Consider the following 25,256-nt stretch of genomic DNA (forward strand, 5'->3'; position numbering starts at 1 on the left):
TTTCTTTACGAGCCGGCAGGCGTGCTATGGCGCCAGTTCGGCAAATGCCGGGCCAGCAGTTCCAGGCAGGCCATGCGGACGGCGACACCCATCTCGACCTGTTCGTGGATCACGCTGCGATGAATATCGTCAGCCACTTCGGTGTCGATCTCGATGCCGCGGTTCATCGGGCCGGGGTGCATGATCAGGGCATCCGGCTTGGCAAACGCCAGCTTCTCGTGGTCGAGGCCGTAGAAGTGGAAGTATTCCCTGGTGGACGGTACGAAGGAGCCATGGAAGCGCTCCATCTGCAGACGCAGCATCATCACGATGTCGACGTCGGTCAGGCCCTTGCGCATGTCATGGAAGACCTCGACGCCCAGACGTTCGGCGTAGGCCGGGAGCAGGGTAGGCGGCGCGATCAGGCGCACGCGGGCGCCCATGGTGTTCAGCAGGTGAATGTTCGAGCGCGCGACGCGGCTGTGCAGGATGTCGCCGCAGATGGCAACCGACAGACCTTCCAGCCGGCCTTTGCGGCGGCGGATGGTCAGGGCGTCCAGCAAAGCCTGGGTCGGGTGTTCGTGACTGCCGTCGCCGCCATTGATGACGCTGCAGCCGACCTTCTGCGCAAGCAGGGCGACGGCGCCGGAATCCTGGTGCCGCACGACCAGCAGGTCGGGGTGCATGGCATTCAGGGTGATGGCCGTGTCGATCAGGGTCTCGCCCTTTTTGACCGAGGAGGTGGCCACCGACATGTTGATGACGTCGCCGCCGAGTCGCTTGCCGGCCAGCTCGAAGGAGGTGCGAGTCCGGGTCGAGTTTTCGAAGAACAGATTGATAATGGTCCGGCCCCGCAGGGAGGACTGTTTCTTCTCAACCGCCCGATTCAGGTCGACATAATGGTCGGAATGATCCAGCAGAATCTGGATGTCCTGGGCTGAAAGCCCTTCAATTCCAAGGAGATGGCGATGAGGAAAAGTAGCCGACGGCCGGAGGCCGGATTGATCGGCGGAAGAGGCGGCGCGACTGGCTGACATTGACGAATCACCATACAGAAATCGCCCTCGCAGGGCAATGAAACCATTAACCAATTTATGCTCTGCTGGCGACCATCATGCAGGATTATCGTCAGAATCAGATTGAGCAGGTCTCCGGGGATTCGGGCGCCAACCAGGCGGTGCGGCTCCTGCAGGTGCTCAACGGCCGCGCCACCGAGGTGCAGACCGTGACCACCCGCATGTACGAAATGGCGACCCTGCTGTCGTTTGCCGACTATGCGGACGGCTTCCGCCGTGTGCAGGAATTCCTGTCCTTCTGTGACGTGATCGAAAGCAAGCTGGACGATATGCCGCCGGCCACGCGCGAGCCGATCCTGTATGAAGTCACTGCTGTGAAGGTGCGCGCCTTTCATGCATTGCTGAAAGCCATGGGCGCCTATCTGCTGGCGCTGGAAAAGCGCGGCGCGATCAATTTCTTCGCCCAGGCCGTCTTCCTGATGCAGCAGGATGTACTGATGGATTTCAGCCAGCACGGCCTCACCGATGTGCCGGAGCAACTGGTGCCGGACGCGATGCCCGAACTCTGTACGGAAATCCTGGGCCGGCTGAAGCGGCTGCTGGAACGCTGCGTCGACGTTCCTGACTTCCGTTTCGAAACGTGAGCGCCGGAGCGGCGCGCGTTATGGATGCCGCCATCCTGCAACAGTTGCAGGCCGGGCTTGAGGCGCACAGACGGGGTGACCTGTCCACGGCCGAGCGCCTGTATCGCGCCGTGCTGGCCGCAGCCCCCGACACGCTGGATGCCTACAATCTTCTTGGACGCCTGCTGGTACAGGGCGGTCGCGCCGCCGAGGCGCCGCCGCTGCTGCGCCATGCGATCGACCGCGCGCCAAGTCAGCTCGGGCTGTGGCTCAGCTACACCGAAACGCTGCTCGCCGCCGGCGATATCGCCATGGCGAAGGATTCTGCCGATACCGCGCGCCGCCTGGCGCCCGGAGATCCTGATGCGCTGTTCGCCTGGTCGGAGGTGCAGCGCCTGACATCTGCCTGGCGCGATGCCGCTGACGGTTACCGGCAACTGCTGGGCATTCAGCCCGGCCATGCCGGCGCCTGGCTCAATCTTGCGACCTGCCTGCAGGCGATGAAGGATCTGCCGGGTGCTCGGCAGGCGGCCGAACGCGCGGTGCAGCTCGCGCCGCAGGCACCGGAATGCCACAACAACCTGGGTAACCTGCTGGCCATGGCGGGCGAGCATGAAGCGGCAATGCAGAGCTTTGACCGTGCGCTGGCGCTACGGCCTCTTTATCCGCCGGCCATGATCAACAAGGGCGCCTCGCTGCGCGAATTGCAGCGCATCCCTGAAGCCCTGCCGCTGCTGGAACAGGCGGTATCTGCCAGTCATGGCCACCCCGAAGCTCATGCGGCACTGGCGCTGGCACAGCATACCGCGGGCGACCTCGAGGCTGCACTGCGCGGCTATCGCGAGGCGCTATCGCGCCGCCCTGACGACCCCGAAACGCAATGGAATTTCGCGCTCGCGGCACTGGCGACCGGAGATTTCACCGCGGGCTGGCCGGCCTATCGCTGGCGCTGGCGCAAAGCCGAACCGCCGCTGCCGCGTCGCGCCTGGCCGTGGCCGGTCTGGCCCGGCGGCACGCTGACGGGCAAAAGCCTGCTGATCTGGGGTGAGCAGGGACTGGGCGACCGTTTGCTGGCACTGCAATACCTGCCGGTGCTGCTGAAGACCGGTGCGCAGGTGACGGTCGAAACTGATCCACGCCTGATCACGCTGCTGCAGCGCCGCTTCCCACGCGTAGAATTCGTGGCCGAAGGCGAAGAGGCTTCGCCCGAACTGATGCAGCGCCGTTTCGATGCGCATCTGCCGCTTGGCAACCTGGCGGATGGCGCACCGCCGGGCCTGCCAGTATTGCAGGCCGATGCCGCACACGCCGCTGCCATGGCGAAGCAGTATCGCGGCGACAGTCAGGATCGCCTGATCGGCCTGTCGTGGCGCAGCGCCAATCCTGCTTTGGGCGCGGCCAAGTCGCTCAGGTCCGATGACCTTGCACCGCTGGCGGCCATGAAGGATTGCCGCTTCGTCTGCCTGCAATACGGCGTCACGGAGGAGGAGCATGCCGCGCTGCGCAGCCTGTTTGGCGCGCGCTACATCCATGACCCGGCCGTGGATGCCCGCAATGACCTGACGGCGCTGGCTGACCAGATCGCGGCACTGGATGCGGTCTTCACCGTCTCCAACGTCACGGCGCATATTGCCGGGGCGCTCGGCCGTCCGGTGCAGGTGCTGGCGCCGCGCGGGAAAAGCCTGTTTTTCTACCTGATGACCGCCGGCGACAGCACACCCTGGTATCCTTCCATGCGGATTTCACGCCTGAAGGACGGGGAAGGGACCGAAACCGCGCTGCAGGATGCGGTCAGAGGGCTGGAATCACTGGCAAAATAGCGCCTGCGGTGTTAGCAAAAGGCCCGCCGCTGGCATGTGCCGCGCCCAGACCCTACCTTTAAGCTCATGACCCGCAAAAGCTATTACATCACCACGCCGATCTACTATGTGAACGACAAGCCGCATATCGGGCATGCCTACACCTCGCTGGCCTGCGACGTGCTGGCGCGCTTCAAGCGGCTGGACGGCTTCGATGTGATGTTCCTGACCGGCACGGATGAGCACGGCCAGAAGGTGGAGAAATCGGCCGAGGTCGCCGGCACCGATCCGCAGAGCTTCTGTGACCAGGTCAGCCAGACCTTCCGTGATCTCGCCAAGGCGATGAATTTCTCCAATGACGATTTCATCCGCACGACCGAGCCGCGGCATGTGACCGCCGTGCAGGCGCTATGGCAGAAGCTGGTCGCCACCGGAAATATCTATCTTGGCAAGTACGCCGGCTGGTATGCCGTGCGCGATGAGGCCTTCTATCAGGAAGACGAACTGACCGATGGCCCGAACGGCCAGAAGCTGGCGCCGTCTGGCGCGCCGGTCGAATGGGTGGAAGAGCCATCGTATTTCTTCAAGCTGTCGGCCTGGACCGACCGGCTGCTGAAATTCTACGAGGACAATCCCGGCTTCATCCTGCCGACCAGCCGCCGCAACGAAGTGATCAGCTTCGTGAAGGGCGGCCTGAAGGACTTGTCGGTGTCGCGTACCACCTTCAAGTGGGGCATTCCCGTGCCCGGTGATGAAGCCCATATCATGTATGTGTGGCTGGATGCGCTGACCAACTACATCACCGCCGCCGGCTATCCGAATATCGAAGGCGAGAAGTACACGCGCTACTGGCCGGCCGACGTGCATATGGTCGGCAAGGACATCCTGCGCTTCCATGCCGTTTACTGGCCGGCCTTCCTGATGGCCGCCGATCTGGCCGTGCAGAAGCGCGTCTTCGCCCATGGCTGGTGGACCAATGAAGGCCAGAAGATTTCCAAGTCGCTGGGCAACGTGATCGATCCGCTGGCGCTGATCGAGGAATATGGCCTCGACCAGACCCGCTATTTCCTGATGCGTGAAGTGCCGTTCGGCAATGACGGCGATTTCCGCCGCTCTGCCATCATGAACCGCATCAACTCGGAACTGGCCAATGGCTTTGGCAACCTGGCGCAGCGCACGCTGTCCTTCTGCGCCAAGAACACCAATGCCTCGGTGCCGACGCCGGGTCCGCTGAACGAAGCGGATGAGGCTCTGCTGGCCCAGGCCGACAGTCTGATCGAACAGCTACGCACGTCTTTGGACGAGCAGGCGATTCATATCGGCATGCAGCAGTGGTTCGACCTGGTCGATGCCGCCAACAAGTATATCGACGTGGAAGCGCCGTGGACGCTGCGCAAGACCGATCCGGCGCGCATGCAGACCGTGCTGTGGACATTGCTGGAGGCGATCCGTCAGCTTGCCATTCTGGCTCAGCCCTTCATGCCGCAGTCCTCGGCCAAGATGCTGGACCAACTCGGCGTGTCGGAAGCCGCGCGCAGCTTCGCACATCTGGGCGAGGCTGGCCGCCTGCGTGCCGGCACGCCGCTGCCCACGCCGCAGGGCGTGTTTCCGCGCCATGTGGAAGCGGCCAAAGAAGGGGCCTGAGATGGCGCTTCTGATTGACAGCCATTGCCATCTGGATTTTCCGGATTTCGCCGAGGAGCGTGATGCCATCATCACGCGCGCCCGTCAGGCCGGCGTCGGCCTGATGTTGACCATCTCGACCAGACTGGACCAGTTCGAGCGCGTTCTGGCGGTGGCGGAAGCCTATCCCGATGTCTACTGCACTGTCGGCATCCATCCCCATGAAGCCGACGATCATGTCGATGTGGCCGCGGCGAAGCTGATCGAATTGACCAAGCATCCAAAGGTGGTCGGTATCGGCGAGACCGGGCTGGATTACTTCTATGAACACAGCGACCGCGAGGCGCAGAAAACCTGCTTTCTCGCGCATATCGTGGCGGCGCGCGAAACCGGGCTGCCGGTGGTGATCCATACCCGTGATGCAGACGAAGACACCGCCGCGATCCTGGACGCCGAAATGGCCAAGGGCAAATTCAAGGGGCTGCTGCACTGCTTCTCGTCCGGCCATGCGCTGGCCGAGCAGGCCGTGAAGCATGACATGATGGTGTCCTTCTCCGGCATCCTGACGTTCAACAAGGCCAAGGCTGTGCAGGACTCCGCCCAGACGCTGCCGATGCAGAACCTGCTGGTGGAAACAGACGCACCGTATCTGGCCCCCGTGCCCATGCGCGGCAAACGCAACGAACCGTCCTTCGTGGCGCATACCGCCGCCTTCCTGGCCAAGCTGAAAGGTGTCAGCGTGGCCGAGATCACCGATACGACGACGACGAATTTCCTGCGCCTGTTCGACAAGGTGCCGCGCGACGCCGTCAGCGACCGCCGCGCCGCCTGAGGTCACACATGCGCGCCATCATCCTCGGTTGCGGAACATCCGCCGGCGTGCCGCGCATCGACGGCGATTGGGGCGTCTGCGATCCGGCGGAACCCAAGAACCGTCGGAGCCGCTGCTCCATCGTGGTGGAAGAGGGCGATACGCGCCTGCTGATCGATACCAGCCCCGATATGCGCACACAGTTCCTGGACAATGGCCTCAAATCCGTGACGGCTGTCGCCTGGACGCATGACCATGCCGACCAGACTCATGGTCTGGATGATCTGCGCATCCTGGCCTATACATCAGGCCAGCGGGTCATCGGTTATGCCGATGCCTTCACGATGGAGCGTCTGAACAAGAAGTTCAGCTACTGTTTCGCCAAAGTGGCGGAGGGTTATCCGCCTATCATCGAGCCACGCCTGATCGACGGGCCGTTCACGGTTGGCACCATGAATGTCCAGCCCATCATGCAGAACCACGGCGCCATTCATTCCCTTGGTTTCCGCTGTGGCGATCTGGCCTATTCCAACGACCTGGTGTCGATGCCGGAGGAGTCATTTGCGGCTCTGGAAGGTGTGAAGCTGTGGATTGTCGATGCGATGCGTTACATGCCGCATCCGACCCACAGCCATTTGGCCCAGACCCTGGAATGGATCGCCCGGATCAAGCCTGAGCGCGCGGTGTTGACCAACATGCATATCGATCTCGATTACAACACGTTGAAGACCGAACTACCCCCTGGTGTCGAGCCGGCCTATGACGGCATGGTGATCGAATGCTGAGCGTGGTTGCGCCGTCGCTGAAATCGATCTGGGCCGTGTCACAGCGTGGCGCGGTTGGCATGGCCAACCAGGCGCTCGGCCTGGCCGAGGCGCTGTTCAACGGCGGCGGTTTTGCTCTGCCACAGACCTTTGAGCTGGATTATCGCTGGCCCTATACCTGGTCGCCGATGCATCCGCTGTTCGCCAGCCTGAAATCAGCGACGCCGGAGACAGCGGCCGCCTTCGATGGCCAGCCCTGGCCAGATGTGCTGATCACCTGCGGTCGCAAGTCGGCGCTCTGGGCGCTGGCGGTGAAGAAGGCTAGCGGTGGCCGCACGGTGCTGATTCATATCCAGGACCCCAAGGCCGATCCGCGCCATTGGGATCTGCTGATCGTGCCTGAGCATGATCGCGTGCGCGGCCCCAATGTCATGCTGTCGAAGGGCGCGCTGCATCGCGTGACGCGCATGAAGCTGGATAGTGGCGCGGAATCCATCCGTCGCGAATACCAGCATCTGCCGCGGCCGCTGGTCGCCGTACTGGTTGGCGGCAATAACCGCTACTACACGCTTGATGACGAATGGATGCAGGGCTTCGTCGCGCAACTGCGCAATATGACGGAACGCTCAGGCTGCGGATTGCTGACCAGCGTGTCGCGGCGCACCGGCGAGACCGAGACCAACATCCTGCGCGGCGGTCTGGCCAGCCTGCCGGCGGCGCTATGGGACGGGAAGGGGCCGAACCCGTATTTCGGCTTCCTCGGTCTGGCTGACAGCATTGTGGTGACCTGTGACAGCATCTCCATGATCTCGGAAGCCTGCTCGACTGGCAAACCCGTGCTGGTGGCTCGGCTGCCGGGCCGTTCCAAGCGGTTTGATGCCTTTTTCGAGAGTCTGCTCAGCCAGGGGCTGATTCAGTGGTTCGACGGACGATTGATGCAGTGGGAAAATCGCCGTCTGGACGATATGGACCATATTGCCAATGACGTTCGGGTCCGGTTGGGCTGGCGATAACACGTCTGCGTCAATTTGACGCTATAATATAACATTTATGGTCTAAGCTCTTTATCTTGCGAGCGGTTCTCATTATTAATAGGCCGCCTCACAGACGCAGACCGTGCAAAGACGCGGTGAACCCGGAGTAAAATCTGATGAACCATGAACTTTCCTTCATGGCGCTGGTGCTTCATGCCGATCCGATCGTCCAGATCGTGATGGCGATCCTGGTGCTCAGCTCGGTCACCACCTGGGCCATTGTGGTCGAGAAACTGGTCGGTTTCTCCAAGGCCCGCCGCGCTGCCCGTTCCTTTGAAGCCGCCGTGAAGGCAGATGTTCTGCTGGCCAAGCCGGGCGAGGGCATTCAAGGCTCGATTCTGGCTGCAGCCGCACGCGAGAAGCGCGATGGCATCGACCCGGGTGAAAGCCGCTATGAATTCCGCGTGCGCCTGGAGATGGTGATGCGCCAAGCCATGGCGCAGCAACTGCGCAAACTCGAACCCGGCCTGCCGTTCCTGGCGACCGTTGGTTCGGCCGCGCCGTTCATCGGCCTGTTCGGCACCGTCTGGGGCATCATGAACAGCTTCACCGCCATCGCGGGTTCCAACGACACCAGCCTCGCCGTGGTCGCGCCCGGCATTGCTGAGGCGTTGTTTGCCACCGCGCTGGGTCTGGTGGCCGCCATTCCGGCCGTCGTGCTCTACAACAAGTTCAGTACCGATCTTGGCCGCCTCGCGGCCCGCTTCAACAGCGCGATCAATGAGGCTGCCCGCCAGTTCTCGCGCGTTTCCGGTCCCTCGCATGTGGCGCGTCCGCATGCCGAGGCCGGTCAGTAAGGGCGGGCATCATGGCCATTTCACCCATCGGCACCGGCGGCAGCGACTATAGCAACGACGGCTTTGACGGTTACAAGCCGATGTCGGATATCAACGTGACGCCCTTCGTCGACGTCATGCTGGTGCTGCTGATCATCTTCATGGTTGCCGCGCCGTTGATGATGGTGGGCGTGCCGTTGCAACTGCCCAAGACAACAGCCGCCAAGGTGACACCGCCCAAGGAGCCGCTGGTCGTCAGCATCGACAAGGATGGCAAGCTGTTCATCCGCAAGGATCCGGTGGAAGAGGCAGACCTGATTCCACGCCTGCAGGATCTGCGCGGCAACGAACCCGACACCGTGATCTATGTGCGCGGCGACAAGACGCTGGAATACGGCAAGATCATGGATCTGATGAGCCTGGTCGGCAAAGCCGGGTTCGGCAAGATTTCACTGGTTGCCGAAGGCGCCACACAGGCGGCTGCTCCGGCACGGTGATCGCAATGCGTGCCAAGATTTCATCCTGGACGATTTCGATCGCTGCACATGTGGCAGCGGCCGCATTGCTGTTCTTCGGCCTGCCGTATTTCCACCAGCCAATCCAGGCCGAAGAGAAATTCCAGGGCATCGAGGTTCTGCTGCTGGCCAGCGCACCGCCGGTGGAAGCGGCGCCGCAGCCAATGATGCAGCCCCCGCCGCCACCGCCTCCGCCGCCGGAGAAAGAACCGGACATCATTACCTCCACCAGCACCGAGCCGGATGTCGACCCGGTGCCGCCCCCGAAGCCCAAGCCGGTCGTCACGCGTCCGCCGCCCAAGCCGCAGCCACCCAAACCGGAGCCGCCGAAGCCGGTGGTGGAGACGCCGCCGACCGCGACGCCCGCCGATCAGGCCATGCCGCAGGTGGCCGCCGCGCCCGTCGCCCCGGCAGCTCCCGTCATTTCTGCGCCGCGCCTGCCGACCAATCCGGACGCGGTCGCCAACTATCATGCGCTGCTGCTGGCGGCGCTGGAGAAGAACAAGGAATATCCGCGCCGCGCCCAGCTGCGCCGCATGGAAGGCGTTACCCATCTGAGCTTCACCATCGATGAGCAGGGACGGGTGATGCGGCACAGGATCGAACGCAGTTCGGGCTATGATGTTCTGGATGAAGCCGTCGAACGGATGATCGCCAAGGCATCGCCGCTACCGCCAATTCCAGCCAGCCTCAATAAAAGCACCCTGGATGTGGTGGTACCCATCCAGTTCTTCTTGAAGTGAACTGATATTTAGTCTGGGGAAGACCAATGACGCGACTGATCGTGAGTTTTGCCATCCTGCTGGCCCTCATCAGCATGCCAGCCGGCGCAGCCGAAGCCGACAAGGCCAAGACCGCCGCCATCAAGACCTATGGTGACATCGCGCAGGCGATCTATGAAGACTCCGCCAGCACCGCCCGCACGCTGCAGAAGGCCGTCACCGCACTGCTCGCCAAACCATCGGACGCGACACTGAAAGCGGCGCGCATGGCATGGATCGCCGCCCGCGTGCCGTATTCGCAGTCGGAAGTCTTCCGCTTCGGCAATCCGGTGGTGGATGAATGGGAAGGCAAGGTGAATGCCTGGCCGCTGGATGAAGGCCTGATCGACTATGTCGATACCGGCAAGTATGGCGAGGAGTCCGACGAGAACCCGCTCTACACCGCCAATGTGATCGCCAACAAGAAATTGAAATTCGGCGGCAAGACGCTGGATGCCGGCAAGATCGACTGGAAGCTGCTGCGCAAACTGCATGAAGTGGGTGGCGTGCAGGCCAACGTCGCCGCCGGCTATCACGCTATCGAATTCCTGCTCTGGGGCCAGGATCTGAACGGTACCGGTCCGGGAGCCGGCAACCGCCCTGCCACTGATTACGCCAAGCAAGGCTGCACCAATGGCAATTGCGAGCGCCGCGCACAGTATCTCGCCACCGCGACGCAGATGCTGGTCGACGATCTGTCCTTCATGGCCAAGCAGTGGCAGCCCGATGGTGCGGCACGCAAGGTGCTGACCGCCAAGAGCGAGGACAACGGCATCAGCGTGATGCTAACCGGCATGGGCAGTCTGTCCTACGGCGAACTGGCCGGCGAACGCATGAAGCTGGGCCTGCTGCTGCACGACCCGGAAGAAGAGCAGGACTGTTTCTCCGACAACACCCACAATTCGCATTACTACAACGTGGTTGGCATGCTGGCTGTCTATGGCGGCGAATATACCCGCACCAATGGCACACAGGTGAGGGGCCCGGCCCTGACCCAACTGGTGCGTGGTGTGGCACCGGAGATCGATGCCGAGATGCGCGCCAAGCTGAAGGCGACGCTGGATGCGGTTGCCATGATCAAGCAGCGCGCCGAAACCAAGGAAGCCTATGACCAGATGCTGGCCGATGGGAATGCCGAGGGTAATGCTGTGATCCAGGCTGCCATCGATCGCCTAACTGATCAGACCAAAACGCTGGAGCGCGTGGTGTCCGCCCTCAAGCTGAAGGCGACCTTCGAAGGTTCCGATAGCCTCGATGCGCCCGACAAGGTCGGCAAGAAGTAACCACTCCGGCGGTGCCGGGGTGCATGATCATGTTGTGTGACGATGTTTGCGCCCCGTTGCCTGATCTTTGTGCTTTGCCTGCTGGGCGCGACCGGTGCGCAGGCGGCTGACGACCGCCTGCCGGGTGGCACGGCCACTAGCCGCAAGCCAGCCGATGCGGCAGCCTTCTCTCATCCCGTGGCCACCATGCCGCTCGAACGGCAGCTCGACTTTCGTGTCGGCGACGGCATCTTCCGCAAGCTTTGGGCCTCGTCGCCCAGTTCGACTACGTCATCTGACGGTCTGGGGCCACTGTTCAACGCGCGCAGCTGCCAGTCCTGCCATCTCAATGACGGCCGCGGCCGTCCGCCGGCAAAGGCCGAACAGCCGGTCTCCCTGATCCTGCGCCTCAGCATCCCGGCGCAAACCGATGCCGATCATGCACTGCTAGCTACGTTGAAGCGCGGTGTGACGCCAGAACTGGCCTACGGCACGCAGTTGCAGACCTTCTCGGTCCACGGCTTGCTGGCCGAGGGTCGAGTTGGCGTCAGCTATACAGACATGCCGGTACGCTTCGCCGATGGCACGGTGGTAACCCTGCGCAAGCCGCAATACCGGATCACGGAGACGCATTATGGCCCACTGCATCCGCAGACCATGGTCTCACCGCGCGTGGCCGTGCCGCTGATCGGCCTGGGTCTGCTGGAGCTGATCCCGGACGCTGACATCCTCAGGCGCGCAGATCCGGAAGACATCGATGGCGATGGGATCGCCGGCATTCCAAACCAAGTCTGGAGCCAGGCCGGGGAGAGGGCAATGCTGGGGCGGTTCGGTTGGAAGGCTGGGATGGCGACCATTGCCGATCAAGTGGCCGAGGCCTTCGCCAACGATCTCGGCCTGTCCACGCCGCTGCGCCGTGAAGCGTCGCATGGGGAATGCACATCGACGCAGCGCGACTGCCTGCGCATGCCCACTGGCGACGATCCGCGCGAGGGCATCGAAGTACCGGCGAAAATGTTCAATCTCACGGTTTTTTACGCACAGCATCTGGCGGTGCCGGCGCGGCGTCAGGCTGGTCAGCCGGCTGTGCAGCGCGGGCAAAATCTGTTCACCATGGCAGGCTGTGGCGCCTGCCATGTCGATCGCTTCACGACGGGACAAGCTGCTGCACAGCCCGAGCTCTCCGGCCAGATCATTTTTCCGTATAGCGACCTGCTGCTGCATGACATGGGCGAGGGGCTGGCTGACAATCGTCCGGAAGGCTTGGCCAGCGGCCGTCACTGGCGTACGCCGCCGCTCTGGGGCGTCGGCCTGACTAAAACGGTGAGCGGTCACGATAACCTGCTGCATGACGGCCGCGCCCGCGGCGTGCTGGAGGCGATCCTCTGGCATGACGGCGAGGCGGCGGCGGCAAAACGTCGCGTCCTGCAGATGAACCGTAGCGAACGCGACGATCTGCTGGCTTTTATCAGTTCCCTGTAATCCTTGGAGTCTGCCATGCGTCTCTCCGGCCTGATCCTGTGTCTTCTCGCTGGTCTCTTCAATCTGCCCGGCCATGCCGTGGAGACTGAAGCCTACAAGGCCCTGAATCGCACGGCGGTCGAGACGCATATCCTGCCGCGCTATGATGCCCTGGTAACGGCGACCGCCGATCTGGACGCCGCTGCCAAAGTCTTCTGCACCGCACCTTCGGCTGCAAAACTGCCCGATCTGCAGGCCGCCTTTGGCCGCACCATGGATGCCTGGCAGGACATCCAGCATGTGCGCTTCGGACCGATCGACTGGTTCTTCCGCAGCCAGCGCTTCGCCTTCTGGCCAGACCAGCGTAACACCATCGCCAAGCAGATGTCCGAGATGCTGGCCAAGCATGCGGCCGGCGCCGTCGATGTCGACACCATGGCCAAGGGCAGCGTCGCCACCCAGGGCCTGCCGGCGCTGGAGCGCCTGATCTTCGGCGAGGATGCCAGCAAGCTGATCGCCGGCAATGAATCTGCCTATCGTTGCCGCTATGTGCAGGCGATCGCCACCAACCTGTCGCATATAGCACAGGAGACGCGTAGCGCTTGGCGCGATGGCGGCGACAAGGCCTTCGCCAAATCCGTGACCGAGACCGGCAAGCCGGATGCCCCGTATCGTGACGAGCAGGAGGCCGCACTCGAAATATTCAAGAGCCTCTATACTGCGGTGGAATTGGCCGCCGACCACAAGCTGGCGCGTCCGCTGGGCGCCTCCGTCAATGATGCCCGGCCGCGCGTGGCGGAATCCTGGCGTAGCCAGCGCTCGCTGCGCAATGTGCAACGTAATCTGGAGGCGGCGCAGACTCTCTATGAGGCTGCCTTCGGGCCGGCCGTGCCCGACAAGCCGCTCGATGCCGCTATCCGGGATGCTTTCTCGAAGTCGCTGGCGGCGGCTGCGACCCTCAAGGTACCGCTCGAAACCGCCGTGCAGGACAAGGCGGCCCGGCCGCAGGCCGAGAAGCTGGCGGCCGAAGTGCTGGCACTGAAAAAGCTGCTGATGGAAAAGCTGCCACCGGCGCTGGACATTCCGGTTGGCTTCAACGCACTGGACGGTGACTGAGATGATCATCACCCGTCGCACTGCGCTCTCGCTGCTGGGGACGGTGACGCTTCTGCCGGCAGGCCTGCGGGCCGCTGCACCGGAGCGCCTGTATCTCAATGCCTACGGCGAGAAGAGCGGATTCGGTTTCGCTGCCTTCGATGCCGACGGCACGATCCGCTACCAGCGGCCGCTGCCGCAGCGGGGCCACAGTTTCGCCCGCAGTCCAGATGGCCGCATCGCCGTGGCGTTTTCGCGCCGGCCGGGCGACTTCGCTTTCGCTTTCGATCCGCAGAGCGGCAATGAAGGCCGCATGATCCCGGCAGCCCGCGACCGCAGCTTCTGCGGTCATGGCGCCTTCACCTCTGATGGCCGCCTGCTGTTCGCCACCGAAGTGATCGCCTCGACGGGCGAGGGCGTTCTGGGCATCTATGCCGTGCGCGAGAATTGGAACCGCGTCGGCGAGTATCGCACCCACGGTCTCGATCCCCATGAAGTGCGGCTGATGCCTGACGGGCAGACCCTGGTGGTCGCCAATGGCGGCATCCTGATGCGCTCCGACTTGCCGCGCCTGAAGCTGAACATCGTCGACATGGATCCGTCGCTGGTCTATCTCGATACCCGCGATGGTCGCGTGATCGGTCAGATCAGGCCGGAGAGGGCGCTGCACCAGCTCAGCATTCGCCATATAGCCATCGACCGGCAGGGCCGCGTGGCCATCGCCATGCAGTATGAAGGCCCAGAGGACGATGACGTACCGCTGGTGGCGCTGCATGACGCGCCGGCCGGTGCCAGGGCGCTGCGCTATCTCGTCATGCCCGAGGAACAGCGTGCCGCGCTGCAGCAGTATTGCGGTTCGGCCGCCATGGACGGCAGCGGCCGTTACCTGGCGGTCAGCAGTCCGCGCGGCAACCGCGTGCTGATCTGGGACATGGCGCGGGAAGAGCTGGTGCAGGTGGGCGAGGCGCGTGATGTCTGCGGTATCGCACCGCAGGCCGCCAACGGTTTCTTTGTCTCGAACGGCCTGGGCCGGCTATACAAATTGCAAACGGGCGGCCCGATCGAGGATCTGGCCGCCCGCAGCAGGCTTCAGTGGGACAACCACATGGTGGCCGTCGCCTGACGCGTTTAGTTCAGGCCGATCGTTGTCAGGTCCTGGAACCAGTGTTGGGCCTGGATGAAGCTTTTCACCTTGGGATGCATGGCATGCGGATTGGTGTCATGCACGACCCAGAGGTAATGCGCCTCGTCGACATACAGCTCATGCAGCTTGGCCATGATGGCGTCCTGCTTTGATATATCGGCCGTGGCACGCGCCTCATCGACCAGCGCATCCACTTTGGGGCTTTCATAGAAGCCCCAGTTCACGCCGTTCGGCGAGGTGTACTTGCTGTAGAGGAAGCGCACGAAAGCATAGAACGGATCCGAAGTCACATAGGCCAGGTTGATGGCCGTGATGCCCTGATTGATGTCCGACTTCGCACCACTGCGCCAGTGGGTGTACAGCGTTTCCAGCTCCACCACCTTGAACTCAAGCTGGATGCCCACTTCGCCCAGCGCCTGCTGTACGTATTCGTTCATCGGCAGCGACAGCATCTGGCCGGTGCCGCCGGTTGCGATCACCACGGTGGCCTTCAGCGGCTTTTCCTTCGAATAGCCTGCTTCGGCCATCAGCTTCTTGGCCGTTGCCGGATCATACTTGATGTCGAAGGTCGGCTTGCCGAACCACGGGCTGGTCGGATCGACCTGGCCCTTGGCTGGCATGGCCAGACCGTTCAGCAGCGCAACAACCTCATCGCGGTTGATCGCCAGGTTGGCGGCCTTGCGCACGCGGATATCGGTCCAGGGCGAACCCGGCAGCAGGCTGAAGTGATACGGCCAGACATGCGGCGTGACATTCTGCACGATCTTCATGTTGGCTTTCTTGAGCTGCGGCACCGCATCCGGCGCCGGAGTCTCGATGATATCGACCTGGCCCGACAGCAGTGCCGCGGTGCGGGCCGAGGCTTCCGGGATCGGCACCAGTACGATCTTGTCGGCTTTGGCGATACGGGTCTTGTCCCAGTAGTTCGGATTCTTGGTCAGCTCGGCCTGCTCGCGCGGCACCAGCTTGCTGAGCATGAACGGGCCGGTGCCCGACGGGGTAGAGGCGAACTTGTCCCAGTCCTTGCCGACCTTTTCATACTGGGCCGGGCTGGAGATCAGGAACCATGAGAGCTGCCAGAGGAACAGGGCATCCTGCGCCTTGGTGGTGATCTCGACAGTGTAGTCGTCGATCTTGCGCCAGCTGGCGACCGAAGGAATACGCGGACGCACCTGGGAGGCCTGCTTGACGTCGTAATGCGGCGCCTTGTCGTTCAGGACCTTTTCCAGGTTCCAGACCACGGCATCGGCCGTGAATTCCGAGCCGTCATGGAACTTCACGCCCTTGCGCAGGGTGAAAACCCACTTCTTCGGATCCGCAGGATCGACCTTCCAGCTTTCGGCCAGCCCCGGCACCAGCTTGCCCGGACGGTCGGCGATGTTGAGCTCAACCGCCACCAGGGGGTCGTAAATGGTGTGGCCGGTGAACTGGTAGCCGCCGGCGCCATTATTCGGCTGGCCGGCAGTGAGCGGAATATCGGCCATCGAGATGCCATAGCGGATGACGCTCTGTGCATGGGCTGTCGCTGTCGTCAGGGCAGTGCCGGCCAGCAGGGTGAGGCCCAGGGCTGCAGCAGTCAGGGTGCGGCGCCAGGACGCCTGCGGAAGGGTTTTGGGGAGGCTCAAAGAGCGGCTCATGTCGGTATCTCCAGAAATGGTCGCCGCAGTGGATGCCGGGCAACGGCGAAGAAATTGCAAAGAGCGCGCCATGGCAAGAAACCGGCATATCCGGGGGCTCGGGGCCGGGTGAACCAGTTGATGCCTATGGTCTGCCCAATCCGACGCATGGAAAATGGCAGAGGTGATCGTATTTCCGGCCACGGTTGCTTGAGGCTTGAAAGACGTGACCCTGTAGGCCATTACCGGTGTGAATGTTGTTTTTGCCTGAAAACCGGTATTCTATATTTTCCATAATATACATTATCCGATACTTTGGTATGGATTCAGGCCACGTATGGATATCGCCCTGACTGCCCGGCCCGAGGCAAACCGGTAGCACCACGAGGCTAGAGAATTGCATGGCCTCCCTGTCTATCAGCGTCCCGACTTCCAGCGCTGGATGCAAGGCGGACGACATGCGAGACGACCAAGTTGAACGGGTACAGCGGTCCTTCCGTATCATCCAGCAGCACCGCGCAGACTTTGCGGCCCTGTTTTACCAGACCCTGTTTGTGACGGATCCGACAGCCGAGGCGCTGTTCCAGTCGACCGACATGGCCGCCCTCCAGACCAAGCTGCTGGCCACACTCGAGGTCATCGTCGCCAACCTCTACGACCTGCCCAAGATCACCGGCGCCATCCTGGAGCTCGGCACCCGTCATACCGGCTATGGCGTGACCAAAATGCACTACGACCAGGCCGGCGAAGCCCTGCTGCTGACCATCGGGGAAATACTGGGGCCCGATTTTGACGACGAAACCCGTCGAAGCTGGCAGGACGCTTATGACCTGGTGTCCTTCATGATGCGCTCGAGCAGCCGAATCTGAATCCACCCATCGGGCCACAAATGCGTCATAACAGACTGAATTCAATGGTAAATCATTGTCGCACACCGAGTCCCGCGTGTCCCCCGCCGGCTTCTGCTGCCCTTGGCTCCGGGGGCCTCCCGCCCACCGGCTCCACATGACTGTCATCCGGCTCTGGTAGCGAAGGGCATGATCGAGTAAAGCCCATCCCAAAATCCTTTGCCTTCCAGGAGTCTCGAAGAATGAAGCATGTGGCGTTTTCCGGCCGTCTGGTGATCCTCGGTTTTGGCAGCATCGGTCAGGGCGTCCTGCCCCTGATCCTGCGCCATATCGACATGCCGGCCGACAAGATCACTATCGTGACCGCCGAAGAGCGTGGCCATGACGTCGCCAGCGAGTACAAGATCAAGTTCGAGAAAATCGCGCTCACCCGCGACAACTATCGCACAGTGCTGCAGCCGCTGCTGTCCAAGGGCGACTACCTGCTGAACCTGTCGGTCGATGTCTCGTCGGTCGCCCTGATCGAATTGGCGCAGGAACTCGGCGCCATGTATCTCGACACCTGCATCGAGCCCTGGGCCGGCGGCTATACCGATCCGTCGAAGTCGCCCTCGCAGCGTTCGAACTATGCGCTTCGTGAATCTGCTCGCACGCTGATCCCCAAGTACAAGAACGGCCCGACCGCAGTGCTGACCCATGGCGCCAATCCGGGCCTGGTGTCGCACTTCGTCAAGGAAGCGCTGCTGCATATTGCCCGCGATACCGGCGTCAGCACGGCCGTACCGAAGGACCGCGCCGGCTGGAGCGCGCTGGCGCAGCAGCTGAACGTCAAGGTCATCCATATCGCCGAACGCGACACCCAGGTGGCGCAGAACCAGCCCAAGGAGCGCGACGAGTTCGTCAACACTTGGTCGATCGACGGCTTCGTTGGTGAAGGCTGCCAGCCGGCCGAACTGGGCTGGGGCAGCCACGAGAAGCAGATGCCGGCCGATGGCCGCCGTCATGACTTTGGCTGCGATTCCGCGATCTATCTGCTGCGTCCGGGCGCCGGCACGCGCGTGCGCACCTGGACTCCACTGGAAGGTCCCTTCCACGGCTTCCTGGTCACGCATAACGAATCCATCTCGATTTCCGACTACTACTCCGTGAAGCAGGGCGACAAGGTCGCCTATCGCCCGACAGTGCATTACGCCTATCACCCCAGCGACGACGCCGTGCTTTCGGTGCACGAGATCGCCGGCAAGAACTGGGAAATGCAGTCGCGCAAGCGCCTGATGATGGACGAGATCACCAGCGGCATGGACGAACTCGGCGTGCTGCTGATGGGCCACAAAAAGGGCGCTTACTGGTACGGCTCACGCCTGACTATCGAGGAAACCCGCAAGCTGGTGCCGCATAACAATGCAACATCGCTGCAGGTGACGGTTGCCGTGCTCGCGGGGCTGATCTGGGCAATGGAAAACCCGAATGCCGGCCTGGTTGAGGCCGACGAGTTGGACCATGCCCGCATCATGGAAATCTGCCTGCCCTACCTGGGCGAAATGGCCGGCGCCTACAGCGATTGGACCCCGCTGCAGGATCGTGAAACGCTGTTCCCTGAAGACGTGGATCGCGACGATCCGTGGCAGTTCAAGAACTTCCGCGTCATCTAAGGCGCGAGATCAGGCGGGCCCGTCAGCAATGGCGGGCCCGTTTCGATTCCGGCATGCTGAAGCCGGCGATTCCACGAGGCCCGCATGACCACCTCTCCCGATCTTTCCAGTCTGGCCGATCTGCTGCGCATCATGGCGCAGCTGCGCAATCCTGATGGCGGCTGCCCCTGGGATCTGGAGCAGAATTTCGCGACCATCGCACCCTATACGATCGAGGAAGCCTATGAGGTCGAGGATGCCATTGCCCGCAACGACCTGCCCGGCCTGAAGGACGAACTGGGCGATCTGCTGCTGCAGGTGGTGTTTCATGCCCGCATGGCCGAAGAGGCTGGCCACTTCGCCTTCCCCGATGTCGCCGCCGGCATCGCCGACAAAATGATCCGACGCCATCCGCATGTCTTCGGCACGGTCGAGGCCGATCATGCCGATGTGGTGAGCAGCAATTGGGAAAGCATCAAGGCGGCCGAACGTGCCGCCAAGACCGAAGCCGCCATCGAGGATGGCCTGTCGCCGGTCCTCGCTGGCGTGACGGCAGGATTGCCGGCGCTGCTGCGGGCCGTGAAGCTGCAGAACCGTGCCGCCCGTGTCGGCTTCGACTGGCCTGACACGCGTCCCGTGCTCGACAAGATCAAGGAAGAACTGCAGGAGCTTGAAGACGAACTCGATGGCGGAACCCCGGAAGCCATGGCTGAGGAATTCGGCGACTTCCTGTTCGTGGTCGCCAATCTCGCGCGTCACCTGAAGCTTGATCCGGAAGCCTGCCTGCGCGCAGCGAACCACAAATTCGAGCGGCGGTTCAGCCAGATGGAAGCTATACTGAAGGCAGAACATAAAGATCTTGCCAGCAGTGATCTCGCGACCATGGACGCGGCCTGGAACGAAGCCAAGCGGCGCGAAAAACGCTGACGATCTCCTGTCACGATATGGCCCCGGAATAGCCTTCCGGGCGTCTCCTGAGCGCCACACTTCGCTCCGATATCCTGCAATGCACTATTAGCCGAATCAAAGGCTTGTAGCTGTCGCGGGAAGCTTTTCTGCATTCGCGGCGGGAACTAGCAGGCCTGCGTTCCGGTTTTAATCGGGTCATTCATCACGCGTCAGGAGGACATTGCCATGCGCAAGATCGCCATCGCCGCCGTTTCTGCCCTCGCCCTGCTCGCTGCCGCGCCGCCGGCAACCGTCTATGCCGCCTCCAGCGGTACCTGGGACCAGATTGAAGGCAACTGGAACCAGTTTGCTGGCAAAGCCAAACAGCGCTGGGGCAAGTTGACCGAGGATGACGTCGCCGTGATCAACGGCAAGCGTCAGGAACTGGTCGGCAAGATTCAGGAGCGCTACGGCATCGCCAAGAAGGAAGCCGAGAAGCAAGTCGACGAATGGCAAAAGACCCAGGCGATCCGCAACTGACCTGCCACGATGCCAGATAAAGAAAGGATTTGACCATGGGTGACGCTACCAAACGCGCTGAAGCCAACCTGAAGGCAGCCCTGCCCTCGTGGAACCGCGTTGAAGGGAACTGGAAGCAGTTTGCCGGCAAGGCCCGCGAACGCTGGGGCGAGCTGACAGATGACGACATCGATGTCATTGCCGGCCGCCAACAGCAACTCATCGGCAAGATTCAAGAGCGCTATGGCATTCTGACGGATCAGGCCGAACGTCAGGTCGCCGACTGGCTCAACGAAGTCTCCAAACCCCAGACAAAAAGCAAGCATTGAGGAGTAATGATCATGGTAGCTCGTACCCGCCGGCGTGGCGCCGCAACAGCCGAAGGTGATCTTGCCGTTCTTCGCGACCAGGTCGCGGATGTCGGCAGCCAGCTCGGCTCACTGCTCGAACGCGCCAAGAAGGATGGCACGGCCCTGGCCGAAGCCGAGATCGTCGCCCTGCAGGCCAAATTGCAGGAAGTGACCGGCGATCTGAAAGATCGTGGTCGCGAAGCCTTAGACAAGCTTGAAGAGACCGTGCAGGAACATCCGGGCGGCAGTCTGCTTGCGGCCTTCGCCGCCGGCGCCCTGCTGGCCATCCTGCTGCGCAAGTAATGGCTTCTCCACTTGCAGCGATGCTGCCTGGCCTGCTGCTGAGCGGCATCCAGGCAGCTGCATCCAAACGGCAACGACAGCGTATGGCTGTCGTTGCCGTGCTGGGAATCATTGCCTGCGCCGCCCTCTTCGCAGCCTTTGTGCTGTTCGGCTGGGCCCTGTTCCTGAATTATGGACTGAGCATGACCCCGCAAGGGGCGGCCGCCGCAGCCGGCGGCACGTTGATCGGGGTGATCATACTGATCGGGATTCTGGCCGCGCTGGCCTGGACCTATTGGCCACGCCACAGCTTCCAGAACGATATCGAAAAAATCCGCGCTGAGCTCGAACCTCTGGCGCGCAAGCATCCGCTGGCCTCGATCGGTGTCGCCGCCGGGCTGGGCGTGATCCTGAGTTCGCTGCTGCGCAAGTAGCGAAACCAGCCGTCAGCACAAAAAGAAAGGCGCAGATTTCTGTCTGCGCCTTTTTTGCTGTTCGGATCCTGATGGATCAGAAAGGAATTTCATCGTCCATGTCGTCGCGACGGGCCGGAGGAGCGCCACCGCCGGAACGGCCGCCACCACCGCCAGAACCCCCGCCGCTGCCGTAATCGTCGCCGCCGCCACTGCTGAAGCCACCGCCTCCACCACCGCCGCCTTCACGGCCATCCAGCATGGTCAGCTCGCCGCGGAAGCGCTGCAGCACCACCTCGGTGGTGAATTTTTCCGCACCGTCCTTATCGGTCCACTTGCGAGTCTGCAGTGAGCCTTCGATATAGAGCTTCGAGCCCTTCTTCAGGTACTGCTTGGCGACCTTGACCAGGTTCTCGTTGAAAATGACCACCCGGTGCCATTCGGTGCGCTCCTTGCGCTCGCCCGAGGCCTTGTCCCGCCAGGTTTCGGAGGTCGCAACCGACAGCTGGGCGATCTCCTCGCCCGACTGCATGCTGCGGATTTCGGGGTCGCGCCCTAGGTTACCAACCAGGATTACTTTGTTGACGCTGCCAGCCATTGTTTAACCCCTATCCGTTCTCGAACTAGTCCTATATTATACAAGGCGGGTATAGTGAACAACTGTCCCGTAAAGCGCAATAATCGGCACCCCCAGATACCGGCCTTTATCCATGCAGAAGTTCATCTCCGTCCGCGGCGCCCGCGAGCATAATCTGAAGAATGTCGACGTCGACATCCCCCGCGACAAGCTGGTCGTCCTGACTGGCCTGTCCGGCTCCGGCAAGTCCTCGCTGGCCTTCGACACCATCTATGCCGAAGGGCAGCGCCGCTACGTCGAATCGCTCTCGGCCTATGCGCGCCAGTTCCTGGAGCTGATGCAGAAGCCCGATGTGGACCATATCGACGGCCTCAGTCCGGCGATCTCCATCGAGCAGAAGACCACCTCCAAGAACCCGCGCTCGACGGTCGGCACCGTCACCGAGATCTATGATTATCTGCGCCTGCTCTATGCCCGCGTCGGCGTGCCTTACTCGCCGGCCACCGGCCTGCCCATCGAGAGCCAGACGGTCAGCCAGATGGTCGACCGCGTGCTGGCCATGCCCGAGGGTACCCGCCTGCTGCTGCTGGCCCCCATCGTACGCGGCCGCAAGGGCGAATACCGCAAGGAGCTGCAGGACCTGCAGAAGCGCGGCTTCCAGCGCGTGAAGGTCGACGGCAAGCTGCATGAGATCGGCGAGGTGCCGGCGCTCAACAAGAAGCTGAAGCACGACATCGAAGTGGTCGTTGACCGCGTGGTGGTGCGCAGCGATATCCAGAGCCGTCTGGCCGATTCCATCGAGACCGCGCTCAATCTGGCCGACGGCATCGCCTTCGCCGAGAATGCCGACAAGGACGAGCGCACGATCTTCTCGGCCAAGTTCGCCTGCCCGGTTTCCGGCTTCACGATTGAAGAGATCGAGCCGCGGCTGTTCTCCTTCAACAGCCCGCATGGCGCCTGCCCGGTCTGCGACGGCCTTGGCTCGAAGATGTATTTCGATGCCGCCATGGTCGTGCCCGAGGAAGGTATCAGCCTGCGCGAAGGCGCCATTGTGCCCTGGTCACGCGCCGCCACGCCTTCACCCTACTATCTGCAGACGCTGGAAGGCCTGGCCAAGTTCTACAAGTTCTCGCTGGCGACCAAATGGAAGGACCTGCCGCTCAAGACGCGCAAGGCCATCCTGCATGGATCGGGCGAAGACGTCGTGCCGATCACCTATGACGACGGTATGCGCACCTACACGGTGAAGCGGCCGTTCGAAGGCGTGCTGCCCAACCTGGAGCGCCGATGGCGCGAGACCGAGTCCGACACGATCCGCGAGGAACTGTCGCGCTACCAGTCCGCCACCTCCTGCGAAGCCTGCAACGGCTACCGCCTCAAGCCCGAGGCCCTGGCGGTGAAGGTCGGTGCCAAGAATATCGGCGAGGTCTGCGAATTCTCGATCCTGGAAGCACGGCAGTGGTTCCTCGATCTGACCAAGAAGCTGAAGCCCAAGGAAAAAGACATTGCCTCACGCATCCTGAAGGAGATCAACGATCGCCTCGGATTCCTGGTCAATGTTGGTCTCGATTACCTGTCGATGTCGCGCTCATCCGGCACGCTGTCGGGCGGCGAAAGCCAGCGCATCCGTCTGGCCTCGCAGATCGGCTCAGGCCTGACCGGCGTGCTATACGTGCTGGATGAACCCTCCATCGGCCTGCACCAGCGCGACAACGCCAAGCTGCTCGAAACGCTGGTCCATCTGCGCGACATCGGCAATACCGTACTGGTGGTCGAGCATGACGAGGAAGCGATCCGGCAGGCCGATCATGTCATCGACATGGGCCCGGCTGCCGGCGTGCATGGCGGCGAGATCATCGCCGAAGGCACGCCCGAAGATATCATGGCGTCCAAGAAATCAGTCACGGGCCAATATCTGACCGGCGTCAAATCGGTCGCCGTGCCGAAGCTGCGCCGCAAGCGCCAGCCCAACAAGACCATCAAGGTGATCGGCGCCAAGGCCAACAACCTACAGAACATCAATGTCGATTTCCCACTCGGCATCTTCACCTGTGTCACGGGTGTATCGGGTGGTGGCAAGTCGACCCTGACCATCGAGACGCTGTTCAAGGCGATCTCGCGCAAACTGAACAACAGCCGCGAACTGCCGGGTGCGCATGAGCGCATCGAGGGCCTGGAATGGCTCGACAAGATCGTCGATATCGACCAGTCGCCGATCGGCCGCACACCACGCTCCAATCCGGCCACCTATACCGGTGCCTTCGGTCCCATCCGCGACTGGTTTGCCGGCCTGCCGGAAGCCAAGACACGAGGCTACGCGCCAGGCCGCTTCTCCTTCAACGTCAAGGGCGGCCGTTGCGAAGCCTGCCAGGGCGATGGCCTGATCAAGATCGAAATGCACTTCCTGCCCGATGTCTATGTGCAGTGCGACGTCTGCAAAGGCAAACGCTACAACCGTGAGACGCTGGAAATCCATTATCGCGATAAGTCGATTGCCGACGTGCTCGACATGACCGTTGAAGACGGTGCCCAGTTCTTCAAGGCGGTACCCACCATCCGCGAAAAGCTGGAAACGCTTGAAAAAGTCGGCCTGGGCTATATCAAGATCGGCCAATCGGCGACGACGCTTTCGGGTGGCGAGGCGCAGCGCGTCAAGCTGGCCAAGGAACTGTCCAAGCGCGCCACTGGCCGCACACTCTACATTCTGGATGAGCCGACCACCGGTCTGCATTTCGAGGACGTACGCAAGCTGCTTGAAGTGCTGCATACGCTGGTCGAATCCGGCAACACCATGATCGTGATCGAGCATAACCTCGAAGTGATCAAGACGGCCGACTGGATCGTCGACATGGGCCCCGAGGGCGGCAGCGGCGGTGGCCGCGTGGTGGCCCAGGGCACGCCGGAAGATGTCGCCAAGGTGAAAGAAAGCTATACAGGCCAGTATCTGAAAGAATATCTGAAGCCAGCGGCACAGCGTGCCGCACCCACCAATCTGAAGAAGTCCAGCCGTGCTGCGGCTGAATAACGAACCAAGGGGAAGTAGCATCCATGATTACGCGTAAGGCCCTCACCCTGTCCGACGTTCAGGCCATAGCCGCCGGTGCCGAGGCCGAGGCGAAGAAGAACAACTGGAAGGTCAGCATCGCCATCGCCGATGACGGCGGCCACCTGCTGCATTTCCAGCGCCTTGACGGCGCACCGACCCAGTCGACTTACATCAGCCAAGGCAAGGCCAAGGCAGCCGCCTATTCGCGCAAGCCGACCAAGGGCCTGGAAGAGGTGATCGGCAATGGCCGCACGGCCTTCCTGACCGCTGCTGCTGTCAGCGACATGGTGCTGCTAGAAGGCGGCGAGCCGATCATCGTGGACGGCGTCTGCATCGGTGCGGTCGGCGTCTCTGGCGTGAAATCCAGTGAGGATTCCCAGATCGCCCTGGCCGGCATCGCCAAGCTGGCCTGATCCATCCTCC

At 62.3% G+C, this 25,256-nt stretch carries 25 protein-coding genes; 22 read left to right on the plus strand and 3 right to left on the minus strand.

The features are described 5' to 3' along the window. Positions 1 to 5: 5 nt before the first annotated feature. Positions 6 to 1,016 (minus strand): aspartate carbamoyltransferase catalytic subunit, encoded by a 1,011-nt coding sequence (locus AC1RRT_RS18315; protein ID WP_493015326.1) that lies wholly within the window; start codon positions 1,014 to 1,016, stop codon positions 6 to 8. A 77-nt stretch (positions 1,017 to 1,093) separates the two neighbouring features. On the opposite strand from AC1RRT_RS18315, the gene AC1RRT_RS18320 reads away from it, so the two are divergent. The 13 genes from AC1RRT_RS18320 (at position 1,094) to AC1RRT_RS18380 (ending at position 14,642) form a co-directional block, all read left to right on the plus strand. Continuing rightward, positions 1,094 to 1,639 carry a hypothetical protein gene (locus AC1RRT_RS18320; RefSeq protein ID WP_493015327.1) on the plus strand — a complete coding sequence of 182 codons (546 nt, stop codon included), beginning with the start codon at positions 1,094 to 1,096 and terminating at the stop codon, positions 1,637 to 1,639. Between the two features lie 20 nt (positions 1,640 to 1,659). Further along, on the plus strand, positions 1,660 to 3,438 hold the full coding sequence (locus AC1RRT_RS18325; protein ID WP_493015328.1) for a tetratricopeptide repeat protein: 1,779 nt from the start codon (positions 1,660 to 1,662) through the stop codon (positions 3,436 to 3,438). A gap of 66 nt (positions 3,439 to 3,504) precedes the next feature. After that, a complete protein-coding gene (metG, locus tag AC1RRT_RS18330) occupies positions 3,505 to 5,061 on the plus strand; it encodes a methionine--tRNA ligase (protein WP_493015329.1) in 1,557 nt (518 codons plus the stop codon). 1 nt (position 5,062) lies between these two features. After that, complete coding sequence (locus AC1RRT_RS18335) at positions 5,063 to 5,872, plus strand: TatD family hydrolase (protein WP_493015330.1); 810 nt, start codon at positions 5,063 to 5,065, stop codon at positions 5,870 to 5,872. An 8-nt stretch (positions 5,873 to 5,880) separates the two neighbouring features. Then, complete coding sequence (locus AC1RRT_RS18340) at positions 5,881 to 6,636, plus strand: MBL fold metallo-hydrolase (RefSeq protein WP_493015331.1); 756 nt, start codon at positions 5,881 to 5,883, stop codon at positions 6,634 to 6,636. After that, entirely contained in the window at positions 6,630 to 7,628 is a 999-nt protein-coding gene (locus AC1RRT_RS18345) for a mitochondrial fission ELM1 family protein (RefSeq protein WP_493015332.1), read from the plus strand. Before AC1RRT_RS18340 ends, AC1RRT_RS18345 begins: the two co-directional genes overlap by 7 nt. Positions 7,629 to 7,765: 137 nt before the next feature. Continuing rightward, positions 7,766 to 8,446, plus strand: coding sequence for a MotA/TolQ/ExbB proton channel family protein (locus tag AC1RRT_RS18350; RefSeq protein ID WP_493015333.1), 681 nt, complete (start codon positions 7,766 to 7,768; stop codon positions 8,444 to 8,446). Between the two features lie 11 nt (positions 8,447 to 8,457). Beyond that, complete coding sequence (locus tag AC1RRT_RS18355; protein ID WP_493015334.1) at positions 8,458 to 8,922, plus strand: ExbD/TolR family protein; 465 nt, start codon at positions 8,458 to 8,460, stop codon at positions 8,920 to 8,922. A gap of 5 nt (positions 8,923 to 8,927) precedes the next feature. Further along, positions 8,928 to 9,683, plus strand: a complete 756-nt coding sequence (locus tag AC1RRT_RS18360; protein WP_493015335.1) for an energy transducer TonB family protein — start codon at positions 8,928 to 8,930, stop codon at positions 9,681 to 9,683. Positions 9,684 to 9,709: 26 nt separating this feature from the next. Further along, complete coding sequence (locus AC1RRT_RS18365) at positions 9,710 to 10,984, plus strand: imelysin family protein (protein WP_493015336.1); 1,275 nt, start codon at positions 9,710 to 9,712, stop codon at positions 10,982 to 10,984. A 42-nt stretch (positions 10,985 to 11,026) separates the two neighbouring features. Continuing rightward, positions 11,027 to 12,445, plus strand: a complete 1,419-nt coding sequence (locus tag AC1RRT_RS18370) for a di-heme oxidoreductase family protein (protein WP_493015337.1) — start codon at positions 11,027 to 11,029, stop codon at positions 12,443 to 12,445. A gap of 15 nt (positions 12,446 to 12,460) precedes the next feature. After that, positions 12,461 to 13,540 carry an imelysin family protein gene (locus AC1RRT_RS18375; RefSeq protein ID WP_493015338.1) on the plus strand — a complete coding sequence of 360 codons (1,080 nt, stop codon included), beginning with the start codon at positions 12,461 to 12,463 and terminating at the stop codon, positions 13,538 to 13,540. Between the two features lies 1 nt (position 13,541). Further along, on the plus strand, positions 13,542 to 14,642 hold the full coding sequence (locus AC1RRT_RS18380) for a DUF1513 domain-containing protein (RefSeq protein WP_493015339.1): 1,101 nt from the start codon (positions 13,542 to 13,544) through the stop codon (positions 14,640 to 14,642). A gap of 5 nt (positions 14,643 to 14,647) precedes the next feature. On the opposite strand, the gene AC1RRT_RS18385 is transcribed toward AC1RRT_RS18380, so the two are convergent. Beyond that, positions 14,648 to 16,300, minus strand: a complete 1,653-nt coding sequence (locus AC1RRT_RS18385) for an ABC transporter substrate-binding protein (protein WP_493015340.1) — start codon at positions 16,298 to 16,300, stop codon at positions 14,648 to 14,650. Between the two features lie 437 nt (positions 16,301 to 16,737). Here AC1RRT_RS18385 and AC1RRT_RS18390 point away from each other — a divergent pair, with 437 nt between their 5' ends. The 7 genes from AC1RRT_RS18390 to AC1RRT_RS18420 all read left to right on the plus strand — a co-directional run bounded on the left by AC1RRT_RS18390 (position 16,738) and on the right by AC1RRT_RS18420 (position 21,231). Then, complete coding sequence (locus AC1RRT_RS18390) at positions 16,738 to 17,148, plus strand: globin domain-containing protein (RefSeq protein WP_493015669.1); 411 nt, start codon at positions 16,738 to 16,740, stop codon at positions 17,146 to 17,148. Positions 17,149 to 17,369: 221 nt separating this feature from the next. Beyond that, on the plus strand, positions 17,370 to 18,779 hold the full coding sequence (locus AC1RRT_RS18395; protein ID WP_493015341.1) for a homospermidine synthase: 1,410 nt from the start codon (positions 17,370 to 17,372) through the stop codon (positions 18,777 to 18,779). An 84-nt stretch (positions 18,780 to 18,863) separates the two neighbouring features. Then, positions 18,864 to 19,685, plus strand: coding sequence for a nucleoside triphosphate pyrophosphohydrolase (mazG, locus tag AC1RRT_RS18400; RefSeq protein ID WP_493015342.1), 822 nt, complete (start codon positions 18,864 to 18,866; stop codon positions 19,683 to 19,685). A gap of 207 nt (positions 19,686 to 19,892) precedes the next feature. Beyond that, on the plus strand, positions 19,893 to 20,186 hold the full coding sequence (locus AC1RRT_RS18405; RefSeq protein WP_493015343.1) for a CsbD family protein: 294 nt from the start codon (positions 19,893 to 19,895) through the stop codon (positions 20,184 to 20,186). Between the two features lie 35 nt (positions 20,187 to 20,221). Continuing rightward, positions 20,222 to 20,494: a CsbD family protein gene (locus AC1RRT_RS18410; RefSeq protein WP_493015344.1), complete on the plus strand. Its 273-nt coding sequence runs from the start codon at positions 20,222 to 20,224 to the stop codon at positions 20,492 to 20,494. Between the two features lie 12 nt (positions 20,495 to 20,506). Continuing rightward, complete coding sequence (locus AC1RRT_RS18415) at positions 20,507 to 20,818, plus strand: hypothetical protein (RefSeq protein WP_493015345.1); 312 nt, start codon at positions 20,507 to 20,509, stop codon at positions 20,816 to 20,818. Beyond that, positions 20,818 to 21,231: a hypothetical protein gene (locus AC1RRT_RS18420; protein WP_493015346.1), complete on the plus strand. Its 414-nt coding sequence runs from the start codon at positions 20,818 to 20,820 to the stop codon at positions 21,229 to 21,231. The genes AC1RRT_RS18415 and AC1RRT_RS18420 overlap by 1 nt, the downstream gene beginning before the upstream one ends. Before the next feature lie 76 nt (positions 21,232 to 21,307). Here the strand turns inward: AC1RRT_RS18420 and ssb are convergent, their stop codons facing one another. After that, the gene (ssb, locus tag AC1RRT_RS18425) at positions 21,308 to 21,808 is read right to left on the minus strand and encodes a single-stranded DNA-binding protein (RefSeq protein WP_493015347.1); all 501 of its coding nucleotides are present in this window, start codon (positions 21,806 to 21,808) and stop codon (positions 21,308 to 21,310) included. Between the two features lie 112 nt (positions 21,809 to 21,920). Here ssb and uvrA point away from each other — a divergent pair, with 112 nt between their 5' ends. Both uvrA and AC1RRT_RS18435 read left to right on the plus strand, forming a co-directional pair. Then, positions 21,921 to 24,812: an excinuclease ABC subunit UvrA gene (gene uvrA / locus AC1RRT_RS18430; RefSeq protein ID WP_493015348.1), complete on the plus strand. Its 2,892-nt coding sequence runs from the start codon at positions 21,921 to 21,923 to the stop codon at positions 24,810 to 24,812. 23 nt (positions 24,813 to 24,835) lie between these two features. Next, on the plus strand, positions 24,836 to 25,246 hold the full coding sequence (locus AC1RRT_RS18435) for a GlcG/HbpS family heme-binding protein (protein WP_493015349.1): 411 nt from the start codon (positions 24,836 to 24,838) through the stop codon (positions 25,244 to 25,246). The last annotated feature ends 10 nt before the right edge of the window (positions 25,247 to 25,256 follow it).

This window comes from Ferrovibrio sp. GW821-FHT12B10, assembly GCF_058807515.1.

Bases quoted from the DNA above. Each gene is read 5' to 3' on its own strand.
- AC1RRT_RS18315 (WP_493015326.1), bottom strand. From the start codon at position 1,016: ATGTCAGCCAGTCGCGCCGCCTCTTCCGCCGATCAATCCGGCCTCCGG.
- AC1RRT_RS18340 (WP_493015331.1), top strand. From the start codon at position 5,881: ATGCGCGCCATCATCCTCGGTTGCGGAACATCCGCCGGCGTGCCGCGC.
- AC1RRT_RS18320 (WP_493015327.1), top strand. From the start codon at position 1,094: ATGCAGGATTATCGTCAGAATCAGATTGAGCAGGTCTCCGGGGATTCG.
- AC1RRT_RS18370 (WP_493015337.1), top strand. From the start codon at position 11,027: ATGTTTGCGCCCCGTTGCCTGATCTTTGTGCTTTGCCTGCTGGGCGCG.
- AC1RRT_RS18385 (WP_493015340.1), bottom strand. From the start codon at position 16,300: ATGAGCCGCTCTTTGAGCCTCCCCAAAACCCTTCCGCAGGCGTCCTGG.
- AC1RRT_RS18365 (WP_493015336.1), top strand. From the start codon at position 9,710: ATGACGCGACTGATCGTGAGTTTTGCCATCCTGCTGGCCCTCATCAGC.
- AC1RRT_RS18325 (WP_493015328.1), top strand. From the start codon at position 1,660: ATGGATGCCGCCATCCTGCAACAGTTGCAGGCCGGGCTTGAGGCGCAC.
- AC1RRT_RS18360 (WP_493015335.1), top strand. From the start codon at position 8,928: ATGCGTGCCAAGATTTCATCCTGGACGATTTCGATCGCTGCACATGTG.
- AC1RRT_RS18405 (WP_493015343.1), top strand. From the start codon at position 19,893: ATGCGCAAGATCGCCATCGCCGCCGTTTCTGCCCTCGCCCTGCTCGCT.
- mazG (WP_493015342.1), top strand. From the start codon at position 18,864: ATGACCACCTCTCCCGATCTTTCCAGTCTGGCCGATCTGCTGCGCATC.
- AC1RRT_RS18350 (WP_493015333.1), top strand. From the start codon at position 7,766: ATGAACCATGAACTTTCCTTCATGGCGCTGGTGCTTCATGCCGATCCG.
- metG (WP_493015329.1), top strand. From the start codon at position 3,505: ATGACCCGCAAAAGCTATTACATCACCACGCCGATCTACTATGTGAAC.
- AC1RRT_RS18395 (WP_493015341.1), top strand. From the start codon at position 17,370: ATGAAGCATGTGGCGTTTTCCGGCCGTCTGGTGATCCTCGGTTTTGGC.
- uvrA (WP_493015348.1), top strand. From the start codon at position 21,921: ATGCAGAAGTTCATCTCCGTCCGCGGCGCCCGCGAGCATAATCTGAAG.
- AC1RRT_RS18410 (WP_493015344.1), top strand. From the start codon at position 20,222: ATGGGTGACGCTACCAAACGCGCTGAAGCCAACCTGAAGGCAGCCCTG.
- AC1RRT_RS18355 (WP_493015334.1), top strand. From the start codon at position 8,458: ATGGCCATTTCACCCATCGGCACCGGCGGCAGCGACTATAGCAACGAC.
- AC1RRT_RS18435 (WP_493015349.1), top strand. From the start codon at position 24,836: ATGATTACGCGTAAGGCCCTCACCCTGTCCGACGTTCAGGCCATAGCC.
- AC1RRT_RS18420 (WP_493015346.1), top strand. From the start codon at position 20,818: ATGGCTTCTCCACTTGCAGCGATGCTGCCTGGCCTGCTGCTGAGCGGC.
- AC1RRT_RS18415 (WP_493015345.1), top strand. From the start codon at position 20,507: ATGGTAGCTCGTACCCGCCGGCGTGGCGCCGCAACAGCCGAAGGTGAT.
- AC1RRT_RS18375 (WP_493015338.1), top strand. From the start codon at position 12,461: ATGCGTCTCTCCGGCCTGATCCTGTGTCTTCTCGCTGGTCTCTTCAAT.
- AC1RRT_RS18390 (WP_493015669.1), top strand. From the start codon at position 16,738: ATGCGAGACGACCAAGTTGAACGGGTACAGCGGTCCTTCCGTATCATC.
- AC1RRT_RS18345 (WP_493015332.1), top strand. From the start codon at position 6,630: ATGCTGAGCGTGGTTGCGCCGTCGCTGAAATCGATCTGGGCCGTGTCA.
- AC1RRT_RS18380 (WP_493015339.1), top strand. From the start codon at position 13,542: ATGATCATCACCCGTCGCACTGCGCTCTCGCTGCTGGGGACGGTGACG.
- ssb (WP_493015347.1), bottom strand. From the start codon at position 21,808: ATGGCTGGCAGCGTCAACAAAGTAATCCTGGTTGGTAACCTAGGGCGC.
- AC1RRT_RS18335 (WP_493015330.1), top strand. From the start codon at position 5,063: ATGGCGCTTCTGATTGACAGCCATTGCCATCTGGATTTTCCGGATTTC.